The following is a 20,957-nucleotide window of genomic DNA, read 5'->3' on the forward strand; positions in this document are numbered from 1 at the left end:
TCGCTTATTCAGGAACAAGGTCGTATAGGCGAGGCGTATCAGATTGCTCTTTCTCCAGAATGCTGGCAAGTTTTCTATCGATAGAGTCCATATTAAATTCAAAACAAGCATATACCAGCACTGTTGCCAGAATATTTTGCGCGATGCTGCCCTGAGTTATTTCAGGCAGATAAATGCGGCATTTGATTTTATTGCCTTTACGAACGATTAGGAACTGGTCCTCAAAATAAGCTGTCAGGCCATTTTGCTGGCAGTGTTCGCTAATTCTTAAATTATCGGCATTCAGACTGAATAAAGCCACGGGGCAATCAGGAACTGTTCGCATCGTATAAACCTGATCATCATCTGCATTTAAAATACAGTAGCCTTTAGAGTGGACGCTGCGTACCAGGGTTTCTTTGACTCGTTCAAAATCTGAGTTTTCTTTTGCAACACTCATTACGATGCCGACATCACAGTGGTCAAACGCCAGCCCGAAATCATAGATACTTTCGGCATCGCATTCAAAAACCGCAAAGTTTACGGCAGGATCCCTTAATACTGCTCTCACCTGGTTAAATGGCTTGTCGTTGGCAAAGGTAATTGGCTGTCCAGTAATACAGGCTCCGTTAATAGAGGTAAATCCACTTGAAAAATCGTATTTTTCCGCCATTGACGCAATTAATTGAGCCAGTCCTGGCTGCCCTTTGACGCCGGAGAAAGCAACTATGGGAATGCGTGAAGATTGATTAGGTGGATAGAGCATATCAATAATAGATGCTGCAATAGGTTTTACAAGGGGATACTGGCCAAGGCGGGGAGTTGCATTCACTTCATAGACTGCTTTGCTGGTCTCATTAAGTGGTAAACGAATATCTTCACTCACTATAACCACTTCGCATATGCTAAGATGCATTAGCCTTGCAACCCGCTCCGCAAGAAATGCATAGGAAGGATGGGTTTGAGACGTAGCCTCCGTTGGGGTGATTTCTTTTTCTTCTTTAATTTGGGCGATTGGCTGGTTCTGTTTGATCACCGCAGCCAGTTTGAAATTAATGACTAGAAAAATAAAACTCTGACCTTTGACACTCGAACTTTGAGTTACGGGTATGCATTGAGAATCCAGAATTTTTTTCACTGCTGTTTCATCATAAGTATTATCAACACCGATACTGCTATTTTGAGACCCAAGGGTTGCGCAAAGAAGCTTTTGATTACATCCTTGTCCAAGCCGATAGAACGGTTCGTTATCAAGCCGATAATAAGGTATATTTCTCTTCTCAGCTTCTTTTAAAATAGACAGAATACCTGGGGCTGGACTGGCAAGTTGTCGGATTTGTTGCAGATAGGACAGATCGTTTTCCAGGCAAAGATAAGGTTTGCTTAGCGCCAGACACTCGACGATAGAGACTGCGGTTTTCGCTGCGTATAAGCCTGCTTTCTCGAATTCATAACCAAAAACAATCTGATACACCCCCTTGCTTGCAACATAGTGGGTCCTGCCGAAACTGCATCTCATGCCTGACAGAGATTGTAATTCAAGAGCGACTTGTTCAATGACGCTGCTTAAGGGGATACCTCTTCGCAGTCTTTGCAAAAATCCCCCCTCGCAATTATCCAAAGATGGGCTTTCTGCCAGAGAAGGGAGCAGCTTTTCCAAGGCCTCAGTAAATCCCTGAAGTGAGTTACTTGGGCGCGCCCCGTAGTTTAACAGATCCAGTTCCAGGACTATTAAACGGGTATGTGTATTTGACCAGCAATTTGGCCCCTGTAAAGCATTTAGTTTCAAAATTTCCATTTTAACTAGAGCTCTCCTTGTCTCTAACAAATGTTTAATTTTTCATCGCATTTTCAAATTCAGACCCGGTTAATAATTTCTACTTCGCATGCTTTCAATCCCTTATCTTCCTTACAAGGAGAAAAACTCACTTCAGCTCCTTCAGTCAATGTTCTGAATCCTGTCGCCTGAATATTACGAAAATGCACAAAATAGTCTTGCCCATCAGCATGGATGAACCCAAATCCTTTTTTGGGATCAAACCATTTTACCTTACCTGTTAATCGTTCAGTCATTCTATTTCCTCAATGCCTTGAATTATAAGAAAGAACTGAAACGATAACCTGTTCTTATCAATCAAAAAATACAGGTTTTTAACTTTGCACTAATGGTTAACCACTATTCATAATTAAACCAGCGGTATCATGACCCTGAAAATAGCGCCTTTATTCTCTCCCTTATTCTCTGCATCCATAAAACCGTTGTGCAATTTGACCAGATAGGCAGAAAAAGCAAGGCCGATTCCCATTCCCTCTTTAGCCTTTATACCATCGTCTTTATTAAATAGTCGAAGAATTCTTGTTAATTGTTCTTTTTTCATACCCACACCATGATCCTCGAACGCGATCTGGGCATAACTCTTTTTATTTAAAACCAAATGCTCTGTTTTGATCAATAACTCTCCGCTTTCAAAACTGAATTTAATAGCATTGGCGAGCAAATTACAAAAAACCTGTTTAATCCGGAACGAGTCCGCGCGAATTATGAGCGGGTGCGGCGTCAGACATTTTTTAACTTGCAGGTTTCGGTTTTGTACCAGCGAAATAACTGATTGCAGAGATTTGTTAAGAATGGAATTGACATCAGTGAACTCAAATTCCATTGGTGTTTTATTTAAAAGCACTTCGGAAATGTGAATAAGATTATCGATAATTTTATTTTGTCGAAATGCACTTTCCTCAATAAAATTCAAGCCGGTTTGTAATTTATCCGGAGGAGATGAGGTAGTTTTTAATAATTGAGCCCAGGTCAAAATTGAAGTAAGCGGTGAGCGAAGATCATGTGAAAGAGCGGCTAAAAAAAGTTTTTTGGCATAACCTTCCTCGGTTGCTGTTGTTTTATAAAGACTGGAAAGACTGTCAATTTCCCGTTGCTGTAATAAATTGCCTGTATGATAAGCAATTAACTCAAGACAGGAGATACTCATATCATCCGGTCTCTCTGCATGTGTCCAATATATTAAAAGATTGCCCAGGGCGCTTTTTGTTGGGCTTGACACAGGAATAAGTATAAAGCGGCTTGCAATATTCTCGGTGAGCACGGGATTATCAATGTAGAAACTATTATGAATTTTTTCAGCTTTTTGACTTAGGCGCAAAATGGAGGCGGGATTAAGGCTCAGGTTTTCTCCCACTTCAATAAGCACCTGATGAGTATCCACATTCTGCAGGCTCAATTGGGCATAAGACACTTTAAACAGCTGGATGATAAGCTCCAGATGCTCCTGGAGAAGGGAGTAGAGGCTTTTGTTACCCGTGCTTTGCACAGTCAACTGATGTAAGCAATGCACCATTTGTTGCGCATCAGGAATGGAATTAGTGTTTTCAGCGTTATCCACGAACATAACTTTCAATATTAAATCACCTTGATAATGGCCCAAACGAAATATATTTTATACGCTAGCTCTCGCTAAAAATGAATTGTCAAGCGATATTAATCTCTTTAAGATACGCAATAATTGATGATTCAGGAAGTCAAATCAATGCATAAATCTAATTTTTGCGTCTATCTGGTAGAAGATGATCTTTCCATCAGCAGAGCGCTTATGGCCTTGTTTGAATCGGTGCAAATTGAGGTGATTTGTTACAATGATCCCTATCTTTTTCTGGAAGCTTTTCAACGTGGAGAGGTTCAGAATGGCTGTATCATTCTGGATGTGCGGCTTCCAAACATGGGGGGATTGGAGTTACAGGAGAGTTTGACACAAAGCAAAAATTTACTGCCTGTTATTTTTATTACTGCGCATGGTGATATTGAAATGGCTGTAAGAGCTATGAAAATTGGCGCGTTTGATTTCATCCCCAAGCCTTTTAATAACCAGCAACTACTGGCTGCAGTGCAGAAGTCATTTGCTGCTATTCCCTTGTGCAATACTGTCACCCGGTTTAAAGACGATATGATGAAATTAACGCCTCGGGAAAAGGAAGTTCTGGAATATGTAATTAATGGCAAAATGAACAAAGAGATCGGCTATACGCTCAATATTGCACTGTCCACAGTAGAAATCCATCGAGCGAATATCATGAGGAAACTGGGAATGAAGAATCTTGCGGAACTAATTAATTATTATTTAATGACCCGTCAGGTCAATAATAATTATCTGGCAGGTTCTTATAATGCGATAAGCAGCTAGGCGAAAAATGGCCATGATAAAATATGAAATCAGCGTGGAAATTCATCCGGATATATTCGATGAATACATGGTATGGCTCAACACGCATGTCGGTAAATTACTTGATATTGAAGGCTTTTTAAAAGCTGAAGTATTGACCTGCATCGAAACAGAACCGGTTTCATGGAAAAAAATCAAGGTCGACTATTATGTGAAAAACTATCTAGCCTATCAGTCTTATCTGGAGCACCACGCTGCAGCAATGCGAAGCGAAGTACCTGATGATTTTAAAGGTCTTTATAGTATAGAGCGGAAAATTTATGAAATTAGTCAGGTAATTAATCCCTGATTGAAGTATTTTGGCCCTTTACGACCCTCGGCTTGTCTAAGGCATTCAGATTGAGGTATTCCCCTCCCTACGTGCCTCGGCTTGTCCGAGGCATCCAGGTTGGGCGTGGATACAGGCATTTCTGGATACCGCGAACAAGTCGCGGTACGTAGGGTAGAAGGTCGAAGTCGTGGGACGCAGGAGAATGGTTTCCGAGTCCCGTTGATCCTGAAGAGAAAGCTATTTTCGTATCGATGGAGAGCTACAGGTATCAGACATTAAATCTGAAATGCATCACATCGCCATCGCGAACAATGTAGTCTTTCCCTTCCAACCGCAATTTGCCTGCTTCCTTTGCACCTTGTTCGCCACGATTCTGAATAAAATCTTCATAAGCAATTACTTCAGCGCGGATAAAGCCTTTCTCAAAATCGGTGTGAATAACGCCGGCTGCCTGCGGCGCTGTGGCTCCTTTCGCCACCGTCCAGGCGCGAACCTCTTTAACGCCGGCAGTGAAATAGGTTTGTAAGCCCAGCAGGTCATAACCTGCACGAATTACCCGGTTCAGACCAGGCTCGGAAATGCCGAGTTCCTTCATATATTCAACACGCTCTTCATCATCCAAATCAATCAGATCTGATTCGGTTGATGCACATAGAGCAACCACTTTGGCATTTTCGCTGGCGGCCAGCTCTTTGACCTTATCAAGATAAGGATTATTTTCCTGACCTTCATCGCTTACGTTGGCAATATAGAGCACCGGCTTGGCTGTCAACAGGAAGAGCCGTTTAATAATCTGATCTTCTTCATTGGTTAATGCCAGGGTTCTTACCGGGATTCCCTCATCGAGATGCGTTTTAATTTTCTCAAGAGTCTGCTTTTCAAAAAGCGCTTCCTTATTACCGCTCCTGCTGTTTTTTGCGGATTTCAGGATGGCTTTATCGACGGTTTCCATATCGGCAAGCGCCAGTTCCGTATTAATGATTTCAATGTCAGACAGTGGATCTACTCGTCCGTCAACATGAATTACATCGGAATTATCAAAACAGCGGACCACATGGGCGATAGCGTCTGTCTCGCGAATATTTGCCAGGAATTGATTTCCAAGCCCTTCTCCTTTGGCAGCCCCTTTAACTAATCCTGCGATATCAACAAACTGCATGGTAGTCGGCAGGGTTTGCTGGGGTTTAACGATAGCACTAAGCGCATCAAGGCGCGGATCGGGAACAGTTACAATCCCCACATTAGGTTCTATGGTACAGAAAGGATAGTTGGCTGCTTCAATTCCTGCCTTGGTCAGCGCGTTGAATAATGTCGATTTACCGACATTGGGTAAGCCGACGATACCGCATTTAAATCCCATAGTAACCTCACTTCAAAATCAATTAAGCTCATCAATTGATGAGTTATTATCCATTAATGACATTCATTGCGGCAGCAATATTGCCGTCAATAATGGTCGGTGCAGCCTGGATAGCCCGATCAATTGCTTCCAGAATTAATTGTTTGTCATTCTGCGATGGTTTACCCAGCACATAATTAAGCACCAAATCTTTGTGGCCCGGGTGATCAATTCCCACTCGCAGGCGATGAAACGCCTGGCTGCCAAGATGAGCGATAATATCGCGTAAGCCATTATGTCCGCCATGTCCTCCACCTGATTTCAGCTTGATTCGGCCTGCGGGCAAATCAAGTTCATCATGAACAACCAGAATTTCTTCAGGTTTTATACGATAAAACTGGGCAACTTCCCGCGCTGGGAGACCGCTGTTATTCATGAAGGTTAATGGAAGGAGAAGCCGGCAGCGGCCATCCAAAGTTGCCAGTTCAGCATTTAATTTCTTTTCAGTTTTGAAAGCCAGATCACAATGTTGTGCTAAAGCTTCTACGAACCAGGCGCCGGCATTATGCCGAGTAGGCGCATAGGCTGAACCCGGGTTGCGAAGGCCAATTATTAATTTAATAGTCATAAAATAAGCAAATCAGGGAAGAGGCGGTTTGCGCCTCTTCCAAAACAATTATTCTGCTGCTTCTGCGGATTCACCTTCTTCCGCATCGCCTGCACTGCCTCTGGGAGCATGAATGCTGACTACTGGATGATTGTGAGTGCCGTCTGCCAGGTCAATAGTAAGTTGAACGCCTTTAGGCATTTTCAGGTCAGATAAATGAATTACCTGGTCCATTACCATGCTGGACAAATCAACTTCAATAAATTCAGGTAAATCTTTTGCCTGGCAACGAACTTCAACCTGCGTCATCGTGTGGTTAACAATACCGCCTGCTTTAACTGCTTTGCATTGCTGTTCGTTCGTGAAATGAACAGGGACGTGTTTAATCAGTACATCTTTAGCAGAAACACGTTGTAAATCCATATGCAGAACAATAGGCTTATAAGGATGACGTTGTAAATCTTTAAGAATAACATGCTCAACCTTGCCATCCACTTTCAGATCAAAAATACTTGCGTAAATACTTTCCTGTTCAAGTGCCTTGATCACTTTATTATGTAATAAATGGATTGTTTGTGGTTTTTTGTCGCCGCCGTAAAGAATGGCAGGAACTTTATTTTCAAGACGACGCAGGCGGCGGCTCGCACCTTTTCCCATATCAGTTCTTGATTCGGCTTCCAGTAAAATAGGCATTAAAAAATCTCCAAATAAATAAAAATCGTTAAATTTACCCGGCATTTTGCCCGCGACCAGGGAAAATGCTAAAATTGATGGGCAGGGAAGTATACAATAATTTAAATACAACTTGAAGTCAGGGCAGTAATTTCATAGAATATGCCACTTTGTTGAACTTGTGTAAGCCAAATGTGGCGAGTGGGAGAAGAGCTATGTATGCGGTAATTAAGAGCGGCGGTAAGCAGTACCGTGTCAAAGAAGGCGATGTTTTAAAATTAGAATTGCTGACCGCAGACGTTGGCAAAGAAATCAACTTTAGCGAAGTGCTAATGCTGACAGACGGCGATAAGGTGACCTGTGGCTCTCCTTTAATCTCCAATGCCTCTGTAACTGCTGAAGTGCTTGAGCATGGCCGACACAAAAAGGTTAAAATTATTAAATTCAGACGTCGTAAGCACCATATGAAACAAATGGGGCACCGACAATATTATACGCAGGTTAAAATTACTGCGATCAGCAAGTAGAGGGGAGAGAAATGGCTCATAAGAAAGCGGGTGGTAGTACGCGTAACGGACGTGACTCGAATCCCAAGTATCTTGGTGTAAAACGCTTTGGCGGTCAATTTGTGAATGCGGGAGAAATCCTTGTGCGTCAACGTGGTACACGTTTCCACCCAGGCGTTGGTGTGGGCTGTGGCCGCGATCATACATTGTATGCTTTGGTTACCGGTTATGTTGAATTCAATGTAAAAGGCGCCAAAAATCGTAAATTTGTTAATGTCCAGGCAGTAGAAGAGCAGGCATAATCTGTTCCTGCTGATGGATAATAGCCTTTAAGCCCCGCTACCGGGGCTTTTTTTTTCATTTTGGGTAAGAAAACATGAAATTTGTTGATGAAGCCCTCATTAAAGTAGATGCTGGTAATGGCGGTCATGGTTGTCTGAGCTTCAGGCGTGAGAAATTTGTTCCACGCGGCGGACCAGATGGCGGTGATGGCGGTGATGGCGGCTGCGTGTACCTGGAAGGCAATAACAGCCTCAATACTTTGGTCGATTTTCGCTATCAAAGGCATTTTAAAGCTGAAAATGGCCAACCGGGGATGGGTGGAAACTGCACGGGCAAGCGAGGGGAGGATTTAGTCATCCCTGTTCCTGTAGGAACACTGGTGTATGATGTGGATTCGCATGAATTACTGGGCGATGTGAGTGAGCACGGTCAGCAGTTGCTGGTGGCTCAGGGCGGTTTTCATGGTTTGGGAAATACCCGTTACAAAAGCAGCGTTAATCGCGCCCCCCGTCAGACTACACCCGGTACACCCGGCGAATCCCGCCATCTGCGGCTGGAGTTGAGAGTTTTGGCAGACGTCGGTCTTTTAGGGCTTCCCAATGCGGGTAAATCCACCCTTATTCGTGCGGTCTCTGCTGCAAGACCCAAAGTTGCCGATTATCCATTTACGACCTTGCATCCCAGTTTGGCGGTGGTGAGTGTTTCATCGCATAAAAGTTTTGTAATGGCTGATATTCCCGGCCTGATAGAAGGGGCTGCCGAAGGGGCGGGTCTTGGGCACCGCTTTTTAAGGCATTTGGCACGAACCTGTATTTTGCTGCATGTTATTGATATGGCGCCTGTAGATGACAGTGATCCTGTGGAAGCGGCAAAAACAATCATTCATGAGCTGGGCGAATATGATCCAGTGTTATTGCAAAAGCCTCGCTGGCTGGTGCTCAATAAAATCGACATGCTTCCTGATCCAGAAGAAAGAGAAGCTGCCATTAATAAAGTGATTCAAGGTTTAAACTGGACTGAGAAAGTCTTCCAGATTTCTGCGATGACCGGAGAGGGCACCCAGCAGCTTTGTTATTCACTTATGCAGCTGATTGATGAGATGAAGCAGACGGAAGCATAACCATTCCGTCGCTGAATGAACTACCAGGGCGCTTCGATAGGGCAGGCTGTGTATCTCACTGCCTTGCTCGTCTCCCCGGCGCCAGTGGATTGTCAGCTGAGTTGTGCCGCTATTCGGACTCTGCTGCCAGTACTCGCTTAATCCTGCGATCTCAACGTGCAAATCAGTCTCACCATAGTCATGAAAACGGAGTTGCTGCCGGTTCTCGGGCTTTTGTATGAGGGTCTGCAGATGGCCCCCCGTCGCTTTGTCGATGACGGCAAGCCTTATCTCTGTTTTAGAAAGAGCCAGAATAAATTCTTCCGATGCTTTTTTATCACTTCGGGTAATTAAATGGGGTCTTAGAATAGGTTCTACAATAGTATTAACCTCTGCGATGAGCTCAGGTTTGCAACGGACTTTGCATTCGACATAGGGCGTTTCCAGACGATATCCGGTCACACACTCTATATTTTTCAAAGCATCATCAAGTTGCTGGGCAATCTGCCCTTCCGCAACACCAAACGCTCGCCACTTTAATAATCGGGTATTTTCATGTTCTGTCGATTGTAATCTGGGAAGGACGTGCTCATTGAACATGGGATGGCATTCTCGCGGCGGGCCGGGAAGTAAAAAAAATAATTGCCCGTTCCACTCGCAAAAACAACCTAAGGCGGTACCGTTAGGATTCGGCAATAACAGAGCTTGCGGAGGGAATTTGGCCTGCTGTCGGTTGCCCTCAGTTAAGGCAAGCTTGCTTTTGAGCAGACGATTTCGTACATGCTCTAAAGCATCCGGGAATTCTATCAGAGCTGTTCCCATGAACTGACCGAGGGCGAAGCGTGTCCTGTCATCTGAGGTAGGGCCCAGACCGCCGATAATAATGAGAATGGAATGATCTTTTGCTAAGAACTGGATGCATTCATGGATATCTTCCTGCCTGTCACTACAAGACATATGCCGGCCGACTGTTAGTCCTTCCGAGCTTAAGGCATGGGCTAGAAAATGGGCATTGCTGTTGAGGGTATCCCCATTAATGATTTCATCCCCGGTTGCAAGTAAGGCAATCGTCATGTTGTCATCCTGTTATTTAAACGCGGTGAATGGTGACCTGCGGGAAGGGCATTTCAATCCCCTTGAGATCAAACTTTTCTTTAATAATTTCCTGCAGTTGATTCTTAACTGCCGAATGATCCTCTGTTTTAACCCATACCATGAATTTTAGCTCAATTGCAGAGTCTGCAAAGTTATTAATGTTCACATTGGGTGCAGGATCTTTTAGCACTTGAGCGCAGTGGCTGGCAATATCAAGTAATGTGGCTTTAACTTCGTTAATGTTGCTTTGATAAGCCACCCCAATAATTAAATCAATTCGACGTGTGTCAAAATAGTTCAGATTGGCCAATTCAGATTTAATGAGTACCTCATTTGGAATGCGGATAAGTTTATTATCGGAGGTACGTAACTTGGTTGAAAGTAAATCAATGGATTCTACCACCCCATTAATTCCTTTGAGTTCAATGGTATCGCCTACTTTAAAGGGATGCTCAAACAATAGAAAAATGCCGCTGATTAAATTGGAGGCAGCGGTTTGCGAGGCAAAACTGATAGCGACCGTAAAAATACCTGCCGCCCCCAGCAATACGCCCAGCTTAAATCCAAGATGCTGAAGACTGGATACGGCAAATAATCCGAGAATAATATAAAACACAATACGGCTAATCAGTAAGGCATGATGCCGGGAAAAGCGTTTGCTGATCGAGTGATTAGTCATGGTGCTTACTCGTTGTGCGACAATGTAGCCCACAACAATTAAGCCGGCAGCATAAAGCGAGCTGAGCAGCTTGGTGCTGTTAATAAAGGTGAGAGCGCTATGGAATAGTTCGGTCATGCTGGTGCTTAAGAAGGAAAAGCGCCTAGTATACTATTCCGATTTAAAAAACAAAATGGCGGAATCTAAGCTCATATTGATTCTAGGCGCTCATGCTTGCTCTGTTTTCTTGCTCCTCTTCCTTGTCCGACTCTAGCAAGGGCTGTGTGTCAGAAGCAGGGTTTGAAAGTCTGAGCTGCGCTTTCATGTCGGTCGATTTTTGCATGACCGCCTGCGCTGAATCTTCAAATTGCTTTACCTGACGCCAGTGAGCGGTTTCGCCGCCTTGGAACATCCGGCAAAGCCCGCTGCCTTTATATTCTCCATTACTATCTTTGCCCTTAAAATGCATGGACAATAATTCTTTTCGTTCAGCAACCGCTGCCGCTTTATCGGGCCTGTTTTGAATCTGCTCAACCAAGGCGTCTTTGATGGTAGCCCAGAGTCTGGGATCGTTTTTTTCACGCGCCAGCACCATCATTTCTTTTAATTTAACCATATCGTTCAATGGCAGCTCGTCTTTACTGTAGTCAAAGCCGATTTTTTTTACTTCATCATAATCTGGATTGTTTGCTGACTCAGCCAGATCCTTTTTGATAGCATTAAAGAATAGTTTATCACGCAGAGTGCGAGCCCAGTCTAGCATGAATGCAGCCATTGATGGCGTAGCAGGAGAGTCGGTTTTTTTAACTCGAGCATCGTTCTCCTCTGTGCGACAGCCCCGACAGTTTTTAAATTCCCCTCGCTCCCCCTTAAAATTAATACCAAAACTGAAACCACTTTCATCCAGGTTATTTTTAGCCCCCCAATAGGGCTCGATTTTATCGAGTTTATAACCTCTATCGGTAATCACTTTTTCAATGGTCTGTGCAAGATTTTCATCAATTAGTGTGGTTTTTCCTGTAGCCTGAAAGTCAGACTCATAGACATCTTTACTCCAGCCTATGACCACTTCTACACTTGAGCCTTTTGGTGCTTTCTTAAGCATATTATCCATAATAGCAGACCCGGTCATATCAATACCTTCAATACCCTCAAAGGTAGAAGAGCCAATTGAGCCAGGCACATGCATCATCGAGATTTGCGTAATTTCTCCTTTATCATCCCGTATAATAAAAGCAAGGGCTACGCAGGAGGACATACCGGCAGTAAAGATGCCATTAATTGGTTCTCCCTGGTTATTCCGTTGCCCCCTGTAGACCGTTTTCACATTCTCAGCTTTAGTTTCCTGCTCAAACTTTGCATACTCGTACACTTCAGGATTGGCTATTAATACAGTGGCTGTTTGTGGAAGATGATCTCTGGCCACTGGAGGGGCGGGGTTTACATCTTCATAATCTTTGCTCATGGGTCATTCTAAAATCTGATAATGATTTAATAAGTATAAGTTATAGAATTAAATGTACATAAAATAGGCAATATATTTTTTTATGCAGAAGTAGATGTTTTGTTCCGAGGTATTTAAAATGGGCCTTTTTTACTCTTTGGTGAAAAATGACTGAACCCACCATTCGCTGTCCTTCCTGTAAAACAGACATCAAGTTAACCGAATCACTGGCAGCGCCTCTGATTGAAACCACAAAAAAACAATTTCAGCAGCAATTACTGGAAAAAGATCAGGCGATCCTTCAGAAAGAAGAAGCGGTACGCCAGAAAGAGAACCAGCTGAAACAGGCTGAGCAGCAAATGCAAAAGAAAATTGCTGATGAGCTTGAAGCTCAGCTAAAAAAAGAGCGCAGCCGCATCGCTGTTGAGGAATCGCAAAAAGCGAAGCTGGCAATCGGTTCCGACCTGGAAAACAGGCTCAAAGAGATTGCTGAATTACAGGCCATTCTTAAAACACGTGATGAAAAACTTGCTGAAGCGCAAAAGATGCAGGCGGAAGCGATTAAAAAACAGCGTGAGCTTGAGGATGCTAAACGTGAAATGGACTTAACCATTGAAAAACGAATCAATGAGGGTCTTGAGTCGGTTAAGAATAAGGCGCGTCTTGAAGCAGAGGAAGGACTGGTTTTTAAAATCAGGGAAAAAGAACAAACCATTTCCAGCATGCAAAAACAGATTGAAGACCTGAAGCGAAAAGCGGAACAAGGTTCGCAGCAATTGCAGGGTGAAGTGCAGGAGCTTTATCTGGAATCCATGCTGCAAACCAAATTTCCCTTTGACTTAATTGAACCGGTGCCCAAAGGGGAGTTCGGCGGTGATGTGCTGCAAAGAGTATTTGGAGGTAATCAGCAGCCATGCGGGAGTATTTTATGGGAATCCAAGCGCACCAAACACTGGAGCGACGGCTGGTTAAGTAAACTGAGAGAGGACCAGCGCAGCGCGAAAGCAGAAATTTCAGTTCTGGTCAGTCAGGCACTACCGGATGGGGTTGAAACCTTCGATTTGATTGACGGTGTTTGGGTTACTCATCCAAAAGCGGCCTTTCCCGTGGCGACAATACTTCGTCAGTCCTTACTCGAATTGTCTCTTGCCAGAAAATCGTCTGAAGGCCAGTTAGGTAAAATGGAAATGGTTTATCAATACCTCACCGGTTCTCGCTTCCGGCAGCGGATAGAAGCCATAGTTGAAGCCTTTTCCTCAATGCAAACTGATCTGGATAAAGAACGTAAAGCAATTATGAAACAATGGGCGAAGCGTACCGAGCAAATCGAACGGGTGATGAATGCCACCGTGGGAATGTATGGCGATTTACAAGGTATCGCCGGAAAATCCTTGCAGGAGATTGAGGGCCTTGAGTTGAAGGCTTTGGAATCGGATAGTCTTTAGCAATGGCAGGGTTCATACAAAAGCCCGTTTCACACTTGAATAATTTCAAGTATTATCAATTTGGATCGGATGTAATTAACCCCGAATTAATGCCTGCGAAAAAAGGGTCACTGCCATTAAGCTAAGGGAATTCTGCAATTACATGTAAGTTGGGCCCTTGGCCCAACATTAAGTTCTGAAGTGGTGCAACCCCTTTGTTGGGCCAAGGGCCCAACCTACACTGGTTTCCTAACTTGATGGCAGTCAGGGTCAGGGTTATGGTGAGGGTTGTTTTTTAAAGAAAGGGAAACAGGAATGTTTAAACGGGGCTTATAATTGAATCACTCACTTAAAAAAAGAAATACCCATTCTTTCTTTTCCAGCAAACCATTAATCTCTTTATTGACTATTTTCTGCTTGTCCAATCCCGCATGGGCGGTAGACTGGACAGGGTCAGTGTCAAATGACTGGTTTGATCCTCTGAACTGGATTCCAGGGGTTCCAGTTCCAGGTGATTCGGTAATCATTGATACGATTATTCCTAATTCGACAGAAGTCAACGGCAATTCAACGGCATTTCTGGTTTCCTTAATCGTTGGCGATACCAATGAAGGGATATTGGATATAGTGAATGGGGGTGTTGTAAGCGATTTTCTGGCGCAAATTGGAACCAACATAGGTTCAAGTGGAACGGTGACCGTAAATGGCCCTGGTTCTCAGTGGAATAATGCAGCTGTACTCGAGCTTGGCGGTTTTGGCACTGGCAATTTGAATATCCTGGATGGAGGAACCGTCAATACGGCCAACTTTACAATGGGGCTAACGGCTGGTTCTCTTGGTATGCTGATGATGGATAACGGCTTGCTGAACATCAATAGCCAATGGTTAATTGGCTTTGATGGAACCGGGGACGTAATTATTGATAATGGCAGTCAGGTCAATAGTAACACCACCACTGTTGCCTATACCGCAAATGCTGTAGGGGTGATTGATGTCCAGGGGCCGGGTTCTCAGTGGATTAATAGCGGCGATCTGATTCTTGGAAAGGGCGGATTCGGCGATTTATGTATTTGCGATGGCGGCATGGTATCCAATCTGAATGCCATACTCGGTGCGGAAACAGGTTCTACAGGCGGGGTGGGCGTAGAAGGTGATGGCTCACAGTGGCATAATCAAGGGGATTTGTACATAGGCTTATTATCTGACGGATCGCTGTCGATTTTTTTTGGCGGTCTGGTTACCTCCCAATCAGCCGTAATTGCTGCGGGCGCGAGCTCGGTCAGTATCGCCGATGTGAATGGCGCAAACTCACTTTGGTCTAACAATGGCAGTCTGACTGTCGGTGGATCCGGAAACGGCAGTCTGTTTATAAGCGGCGGCGGCACTGTGAGCAATCAGCAGGGGATTATTGCTGCCGATGCAGGATCCGTGGGAGCTGTGATAGTGAATGGCCAGGGCTCACTCTGGAATAATACGTCTTTGACAGTGGGGCAAAACTCTGCGGGTTTTCTCAGTATTCAGGATGGAGGACTGGTCAACGTGATGCAGAAAACTGTTCTTGGAAATGGTCCTGCCCTGCTTGAGATTGTCGCCAATGGTGTCCTGCAGACGAACCAGCTAGTGGGCAACAGTCTCTTCATTGCTACTCATTTCGATGGCGGTGTTCTCAGAGCCAATGGAAATAATGAACAGTTTATCAGCGGTTTTCTTCCTGGACAGTTATTCGTAAGTTGCCAGGGATTAACGATTGATTCCAATGGGTTTAATATTGGGACCGATAATGTGTTCGATGGCTGCGGCGGTTTAACCAAAACCGGGGCAGGACAGTTAACCATTGGCGGCCAACAGACTTATTCCGGGCCAACAAGCGTCAATCAGGGGATTTTACGAATCGATGGCAGCCTTCCCGGCGCGGTTGATGTATTGCCTGGGGCGCGCCTGCAAGGTACGGGTTCAGTGGGCTCGGCAATTATTGGTGGAAATGTCGCCCCAGGCAATTCAATTGGCACATTCTCTGTGCTTGGGAATTATCTGCAGCTTCCTGGCTCAATTTATGAGCTTGAAATTAATGCGGCCGGTCAATCGGATTTGATCAGTATCGGAGGAGCGGCGAGTATTACTGGTGCCGAAGTATTGTTGCTACGCAGCCCCGGGGTTTATTCTGCCGGAACGCGCTATACCATTTTAACAGCGCTTGGCGGGGTTACAGGAACCTACAATAGTCTTAATGCGCATTTACCGTTTCTGGATTTTATTCTTGCCTATGATCCGCAGCATGTTTATCTGGATATTCTGCGAAATGGTCTGCGATTTTCCAGTACCGCCTTAACTGTCAATCAGTTCAATACGGCGGAAGGGGTAGAGAGTCTTGGTGGCGGTAATCCGGTCTTTGACGCAATCAGTAGCCTGAGCAGTTTACAGTTCGCCCCACAGGCATTTGACAGCCTTTCTGGAGAAATCCATGTATCGACATTAGGTGCCTTTATGGAAGAAAGCCGTTATCTGCGCTATGCGGCTTTAAATCGCTTGCAGCAGGCTTTCTCAGGTTTGAAAGGTGTACAGGTGGATACTAATCAGAAACTCCAGAAGCTGTCAGGTCTCAGCTGGTGGGGCCAAGGTTTTGGCGCCTGGGGTAAACTGGAAGGCAATGGGAATGCGGCGCAAACTGATCGCAGAACCCGTGGATTTTTCCTGGGAGCTGACACAACCTCTGTTTTGCCATTTCGTCTTGGAATGATTGGTGGGATTAGTAATTCTGACATTAAAGTGTATGCACGAAACTCCTGGGTATCCAGCGACAATTATGATCTGGGAATTTATGCAGGCAGTCGTCTGGCCTGGTTTAATTTACGAGGTGGAGCGGCCTATACCTGGCATGATATTCATACGCATCGTAATATTGTATTCCCCGGCTTTTCCAACTCGGTTAAATCCAATTCCAACGGCAATACAGCACAATTGTTTGGAGAATTAGGCTATCCGCTCACAATGAACAATATAGAGGCAGAACCCTTTATAGGCGGCAGCTATGTGAACGTGGAAACGCGCCGCTTTTTCGAGTCCGGCAGTCCTGCCGCCTTAAATGGCCGCGGTCAGGAAAATCTTTTCTATTCAACTCTGGGACTTCGTGAAACATCCAGTCTGCTTGTCAATGACAGAATCAGCATAGCTCAACGTCTTATGCTGGGATGGCAGCATGCGAATCATCATTCAGACCCGCAGACGCTGATGGCCTTTAATAGCGGCAGCAACCCCTTTACTATTTATGGCAGTCCCATTGCGCGAAATTCTGTATTGATTGATGCAGGTTTGTTATTGCAGCCTCCTGAGACAGATCATTTGCAGTTGAAGCTTTCCTATATTGCACAATGGGCCTCTAATGTGCAGGATAATGGGCTTTCCGGTACGCTCATCTATCGCATGTCCTGATGCAATGAACCCGGTTGTGCGCAGCCGGGTTATTTTTCAAGACTCATACATAATTTGCAAACAGCAAGTGATCCGCATACTGCGAAGAGGACTGGCATAATAAAACTGAAATCAATACGGGTAAATTCAAAGATAAGCACGATAGCGGTCAGCGGCATTTTTTGACTGGCAGCCAGCATCGCGGTGGCGCCAATTGCAGCAAAAGAAGCAGGGATAATACCTGGAAAATACAGATTCCATAAACCGCCTAAAAAACCGCCCAACAAGGCCCCGGCCGCCATGGAGGGGGTTAACAAGCCTCCTTCTGCCCCGGCTCGTAAACTCGACCAGGTGGTTATAACACGCAACAGAAATAATATTGCCGAGAGCGACATCAGCGTGACGGCTCCAAATTCGACATGAATGACACTTTTACCGTTCCCTAAAATAGCCGGAAAGAAAATAGCCAGCACGCCAATTAAGCTAAAATTCAGAATACAAAGAATCGGTAGTTGCCAGTTGTGCTTTGCCGCTTTACGGCATTGATTCGCAATTCTACTAAACCAGTAACCCGCAAGCCCATAAACAGGTCCGGTGAGTATTGACCAGGCCATAATTCCGGGGCTGAGCACTAATCCTGAAAGATCATATTGCGGTTGATTACCCAAACCAATCCAGGAGACGGCAACCGCTATTGTGGAGCTGACAAGGGCTGGCAGCAGCACCGACCAGTTAAAACTAAGCAACAAGACTTCTGCAATAAACAGGGCGCCGCCCAGTGGAACATTGTAGACCGCGGCCAGACCAGCACCAGCTCCACAAGCGATCATTATTCTGGTATCTTCGCTTCTCAGCCCGCTTTTTTGCGAAATCCATCCAGCGAACAGTGCGCCTATTTCGCGGGGCGCTACTTCTCTGCCCAGCGGTGAACCAAGTGCAACGGTTATTACCTGCAAAAGAGAGTGAATGCTAGTTGCAATAACCGGCATAGGTTCGGCTTTTTTAATGGAGTTGGAGATGCCAAGCAGTGGAGTGCCAAAGCGATAGAGAAGCCCCCAGCCAATTCCGGCGACTAAGCCGCAAATGACCAAAACCAATAGCCGACGTTCGCCCGAAGCTGCCTCGACTCCCTGGAGAAAGCTTTCCGGGCTGATAATATGCTGTAGGCTGTAACCGTAGGCGATATGCTGTATCCAGTGCAATAGCAAGGCAATACACATTCCACTAAGGCCTGAAAGCACTCCTATGATCACCGTTACAATAATTAGATAAGCTGTTTTCTTTATCACAAGATCTGCTCGTTATAGAAAGAATTGAGTATGGCATCGAGTCGGGAAAATGAAAAGTAAAGGCTGGGGGCTGCCATAAAGGAATTATTGTTGGGCGACTTCAGAACCGAATGTTGGGCCAATGGCCCAACAGGGAATTGGAGAATTCCTTAAATTAATGGCAGTGTTGACCTATACCCTATTGTGAGCGAGGACGCTGGGGAAGATTGCCAGTATTTTCTAACTTATTGATTGCCTCCGCATATTCAGCATAGACCATGCGCTTTTCACGTGTGAGGCAGAGAAGACTATCTTTCTGTGGGCAATCTATGACAAACATTTTATCGACTACTCTCTTCCAGATTGCATCTTCTTCGCGCTGCTGTTTTTTTCTTTCATTATCATCTTTCCTGGTAAGAAAATTATGGGATAGAAAGTTTTTAATTTTGCGAGCGGCTATTCTTTGACCTAATCGGGTTGCCCTCATAATCGCAGGCCGCAATTCCGACAGTATGTTCTCAAGCTGTTTATTTTCCTTTTGAACGCAGCGTGCGTTGGGTTGTTTTTCCTTGTGAATGTTCTGATAACGAATTCTGATTTCGCGGGCAAAATCCTCGATGCTGCTTCTTTCTTCTTCCTGGCTTGATGATAAAGAGAGTTCATTGTTAGAACTTTGCTCTCCCCAGCGATCTTTTGAAGACGGCTCGGTTAATAAACTGGTTCTTGAATAGGTAGTCTCAATACTCTCATAACTATAAAGTAACTGTTCAATTTCATGGCGCATTTTTTTATTTTTTTCAAGTCTGACTTTAAGAATGCGCTTTTCGATCCGGTCCATCATTTCACATAACTCATCCTGCGGACTGCAGCAGGTAATACGCATATACCCTTTTTTGCCATCGACACCACAATAGGAAAAAGGACTGATGGACAGCAGATCTTTATATAACAAACTGTAGGCCAGCTCCAAATCATTACTGACCACACCCTCCTTTTCCAGCGCTTTGGTTGCACCTTTAGGAATTTTCATTCCAAATAATTCACTTAAGTCTACTGGAACATAGAAAGTACCCTCGGTATGGTACTCGGCTGAGGGTAGGGTAATTCCCATTTGCCTGGCACGCTGGGTTACATAATCGACCTTTGCCTTATAAAAATATTTCATGAGGAGATGCTCTCTTTCATTGAGATTCGCCATCGTTTCGGCATAGGCTTTTTGTAAAGAGCGTGGCGCATGACCCACAGTGTTGATTTGCAAGGTTTTGAGTTCGCGCATAAACACAGGATCAAAGGCCATTAAAACAGCCAGTCTCTCACCTGCGGCAGAGAAGGCTTTGGTTGCTGAACGCATAATAATAATTCGATCAACTAGCTCAGGGGCCAGTTTTGCCAATGAAGCATTTTCCTTATCCTTGATAGCCTGAGCCTGTTCCAGCATTTGAGGCAGTCTTGAATCTTTTTCGAGAGCCGTTGTGAGTTTACTCAGGGAATGATAGACCTTGTTGCCATAGGTATCTTTGATGGATTTATCAATGGGCAGATTTTTCGCGGCGTTTTCGAGATGGTTTAGTTGAGACCTCAAAGTGAATAAATGGTACATTATGTTAAAGGTAATGGAGCCGCTCATTATAATATCCAGGGTTTTTTGGTATTCTTTTCTGAGCTCGGGTAAATGTTCGTTCTGAAGCTTATGTTGCAGAAGCAAGGCACTAACCAGATTTAAAAAATTAACTTTTTCTTCCATCCCCATCTTTTCATGGGCTTCATCAAGAATAATTTTCAGATCCGGATTTTCTTTAAGTAAATCTTCAAGTATTTCCAGAAGGCCCCTGCGCACATAATTCATTTCTGTATAGGCTTCATCAAAGATGATGCGTAAATCAGGATACTTTTTAAGTACTACCGCAATTTTTTTCATCTCTTCTGCATCAATCACGGTACCCATGGGATTATTGGGATTACAAATTAAAATCGCTTTGGGCTGGATGTGATCTTCTTTGGCCGCTTCATAGGCTTCAATAATACTGGCCTCAATCGCCTCTGCAGTCAGTTTGTATCCAGGCAGCTTGAACACATCAATAGGATGAAGTTTATGCCCGGGATTTGAAGCATAGAGTGAATAATGAGGAAATGGGGTTATCATCCTGAAAGGAACGTTATCATTTAGTTGATTCAGCACTTCAAATACTAAATGCAGGCCTCCGGCTCCACCGACCGTAAAGAGAATATCCTGGGGTGAGATTGGAGCATCGTACCAATTGGACATGGCGGTGGCCATCATTTTTCGATTCGCCTCATCTCCCTGCGGGTCCCCGTAATCCAGTGCACCCTTGCCGGATGTATTTTCTAACTCCTGTCTTTCTTTTTTTGCCGTTTCCTCTATATTAGAGAAGTACTTTTTCAAAACGGCGGCAACGGAAGCGGGATAAGTCGGTCTTCCCATGCCTGCCTTGATTAAGTAGGGTTTGTTTTGTAGATTCAGGTAGCCGGTTTTTTGGGTTGGTTTTAACATCCCGTCGGCAATTTCTTTTTGGGAAAGACCTTGCGCGATAAGTGATTCGATGTGGTTTACCCAAGTTGCTTGTGTCATTACCTGATCAGCATTATTTGCATTTTGGCCTGCGGGGTCTCTCATGTTTGCTCCAAAAATAAATAGTGCGCAAAATAAATATAGTT

Annotated in this window: 18 protein-coding genes; 7 read left to right on the forward strand and 11 right to left on the reverse strand. The window is 44.5% G+C overall.

All coding sequences use genetic code 11. The features are described from left to right. Positions 1-4: 4 nt before the first annotated feature. The 3 genes from LXA66_RS12260 to LXA66_RS12270 all read right to left on the reverse strand — a co-directional run bounded on the left by LXA66_RS12260 (position 5) and on the right by LXA66_RS12270 (position 3,380). On the reverse strand, positions 5-1,777 hold the full coding sequence (locus LXA66_RS12260) for a Mur ligase family protein (protein WP_233013379.1): 1,773 nt from the start codon (positions 1,775-1,777) through the stop codon (positions 5-7). Between the two features lie 59 nt (positions 1,778-1,836). Further along, positions 1,837-2,052 carry a cold-shock protein gene (locus LXA66_RS12265; RefSeq protein ID WP_233013380.1) on the reverse strand — a complete coding sequence of 72 codons (216 nt, stop codon included), beginning with the start codon at positions 2,050-2,052 and terminating at the stop codon, positions 1,837-1,839. A gap of 113 nt (positions 2,053-2,165) precedes the next feature. Then, the gene (locus LXA66_RS12270) at positions 2,166-3,380 is read right to left on the reverse strand and encodes a sensor histidine kinase KdpD (RefSeq protein WP_233013944.1); all 1,215 of its coding nucleotides are present in this window, start codon (positions 3,378-3,380) and stop codon (positions 2,166-2,168) included. 138 nt (positions 3,381-3,518) lie between these two features. Between LXA66_RS12270 and LXA66_RS12275 the strand changes: the two genes are divergently transcribed. Continuing rightward, a complete protein-coding gene (locus LXA66_RS12275) occupies positions 3,519-4,169 on the forward strand; it encodes a response regulator transcription factor (RefSeq protein WP_233013381.1) in 651 nt (216 codons plus the stop codon). Between the two features lie 7 nt (positions 4,170-4,176). Next, on the forward strand, positions 4,177-4,497 hold the full coding sequence (locus LXA66_RS12280; RefSeq protein ID WP_233013382.1) for a DUF4286 family protein: 321 nt from the start codon (positions 4,177-4,179) through the stop codon (positions 4,495-4,497). 250 nt (positions 4,498-4,747) lie between these two features. Here the strand turns inward: LXA66_RS12280 and ychF are convergent, their stop codons facing one another. From ychF to LXA66_RS12295, 3 genes are read right to left on the reverse strand one after another with little or no spacing between them, the layout of a single operon-like run. Further along, complete coding sequence (gene ychF / locus LXA66_RS12285) at positions 4,748-5,839, reverse strand: redox-regulated ATPase YchF (RefSeq protein ID WP_233013383.1); 1,092 nt, start codon at positions 5,837-5,839, stop codon at positions 4,748-4,750. 46 nt (positions 5,840-5,885) lie between these two features. Beyond that, entirely contained in the window at positions 5,886-6,446 is a 561-nt protein-coding gene (gene pth, locus LXA66_RS12290; protein WP_133139654.1) for an aminoacyl-tRNA hydrolase, read from the reverse strand. Between the two features lie 48 nt (positions 6,447-6,494). Beyond that, on the reverse strand, positions 6,495-7,118 hold the full coding sequence (locus LXA66_RS12295) for a 50S ribosomal protein L25/general stress protein Ctc (RefSeq protein WP_233013384.1): 624 nt from the start codon (positions 7,116-7,118) through the stop codon (positions 6,495-6,497). A gap of 194 nt (positions 7,119-7,312) precedes the next feature. Between LXA66_RS12295 and rplU the strand changes: the two genes are divergently transcribed. The 3 genes from rplU (at position 7,313) to cgtA (ending at position 9,005) form a co-directional block, all read left to right on the forward strand. Continuing rightward, entirely contained in the window at positions 7,313-7,624 is a 312-nt protein-coding gene (gene rplU, locus LXA66_RS12300) for a 50S ribosomal protein L21 (RefSeq protein ID WP_058506374.1), read from the forward strand. Between the two features lie 11 nt (positions 7,625-7,635). Then, a complete protein-coding gene (rpmA, locus tag LXA66_RS12305) occupies positions 7,636-7,905 on the forward strand; it encodes a 50S ribosomal protein L27 (RefSeq protein ID WP_112220710.1) in 270 nt (89 codons plus the stop codon). Between the two features lie 74 nt (positions 7,906-7,979). Further along, on the forward strand, positions 7,980-9,005 hold the full coding sequence (gene cgtA / locus LXA66_RS12310) for an Obg family GTPase CgtA (RefSeq protein WP_233013385.1): 1,026 nt from the start codon (positions 7,980-7,982) through the stop codon (positions 9,003-9,005). On the opposite strand, the gene LXA66_RS12315 is transcribed toward cgtA, so the two are convergent. The 3 genes from LXA66_RS12315 to LXA66_RS12325 form a co-directional block, all read right to left on the reverse strand. Beyond that, positions 8,961-10,058, reverse strand: a complete 1,098-nt coding sequence (locus LXA66_RS12315; RefSeq protein WP_233013386.1) for a molybdopterin-binding protein — start codon at positions 10,056-10,058, stop codon at positions 8,961-8,963. The two genes, cgtA and LXA66_RS12315, sit on opposite strands and share 45 nt — an antisense overlap. A gap of 16 nt (positions 10,059-10,074) precedes the next feature. Further along, positions 10,075-10,875: a mechanosensitive ion channel family protein gene (locus LXA66_RS12320; RefSeq protein ID WP_233013387.1), complete on the reverse strand. Its 801-nt coding sequence runs from the start codon at positions 10,873-10,875 to the stop codon at positions 10,075-10,077. A gap of 82 nt (positions 10,876-10,957) precedes the next feature. Next, a complete protein-coding gene (locus LXA66_RS12325; RefSeq protein ID WP_233013388.1) occupies positions 10,958-12,202 on the reverse strand; it encodes a hypothetical protein in 1,245 nt (414 codons plus the stop codon). Between the two features lie 146 nt (positions 12,203-12,348). Between LXA66_RS12325 and LXA66_RS12330 the strand changes: the two genes are divergently transcribed. Together LXA66_RS12330 and LXA66_RS12335 are read left to right on the forward strand one after the other, a co-directional pair. Next, positions 12,349-13,626, forward strand: coding sequence for a DUF2130 domain-containing protein (locus LXA66_RS12330; RefSeq protein ID WP_233013389.1), 1,278 nt, complete (start codon positions 12,349-12,351; stop codon positions 13,624-13,626). A 315-nt stretch (positions 13,627-13,941) separates the two neighbouring features. Then, positions 13,942-17,034 carry an autotransporter domain-containing protein gene (locus LXA66_RS12335; protein WP_233013390.1) on the forward strand — a complete coding sequence of 1,031 codons (3,093 nt, stop codon included), beginning with the start codon at positions 13,942-13,944 and terminating at the stop codon, positions 17,032-17,034. Between the two features lie 29 nt (positions 17,035-17,063). Here the strand turns inward: LXA66_RS12335 and LXA66_RS12340 are convergent, their stop codons facing one another. Further along, complete coding sequence (locus LXA66_RS12340; RefSeq protein WP_233013391.1) at positions 17,064-18,302, reverse strand: chloride channel protein; 1,239 nt, start codon at positions 18,300-18,302, stop codon at positions 17,064-17,066. A 178-nt stretch (positions 18,303-18,480) separates the two neighbouring features. Next, on the reverse strand, positions 18,481-20,916 hold the full coding sequence (locus LXA66_RS12345; RefSeq protein WP_233013392.1) for a pyridoxal phosphate-dependent aminotransferase: 2,436 nt from the start codon (positions 20,914-20,916) through the stop codon (positions 18,481-18,483). Between the last annotated feature and the right edge of the window lie 41 nt (positions 20,917-20,957).

It is taken from the genome of Legionella sp. 16cNR16C (genome assembly GCF_021297775.1).
In the GTDB taxonomy this organism is placed as follows: Bacteria; Pseudomonadota; Gammaproteobacteria; order Legionellales; family Legionellaceae; genus Legionella_C; species Legionella_C quinlivanii_A.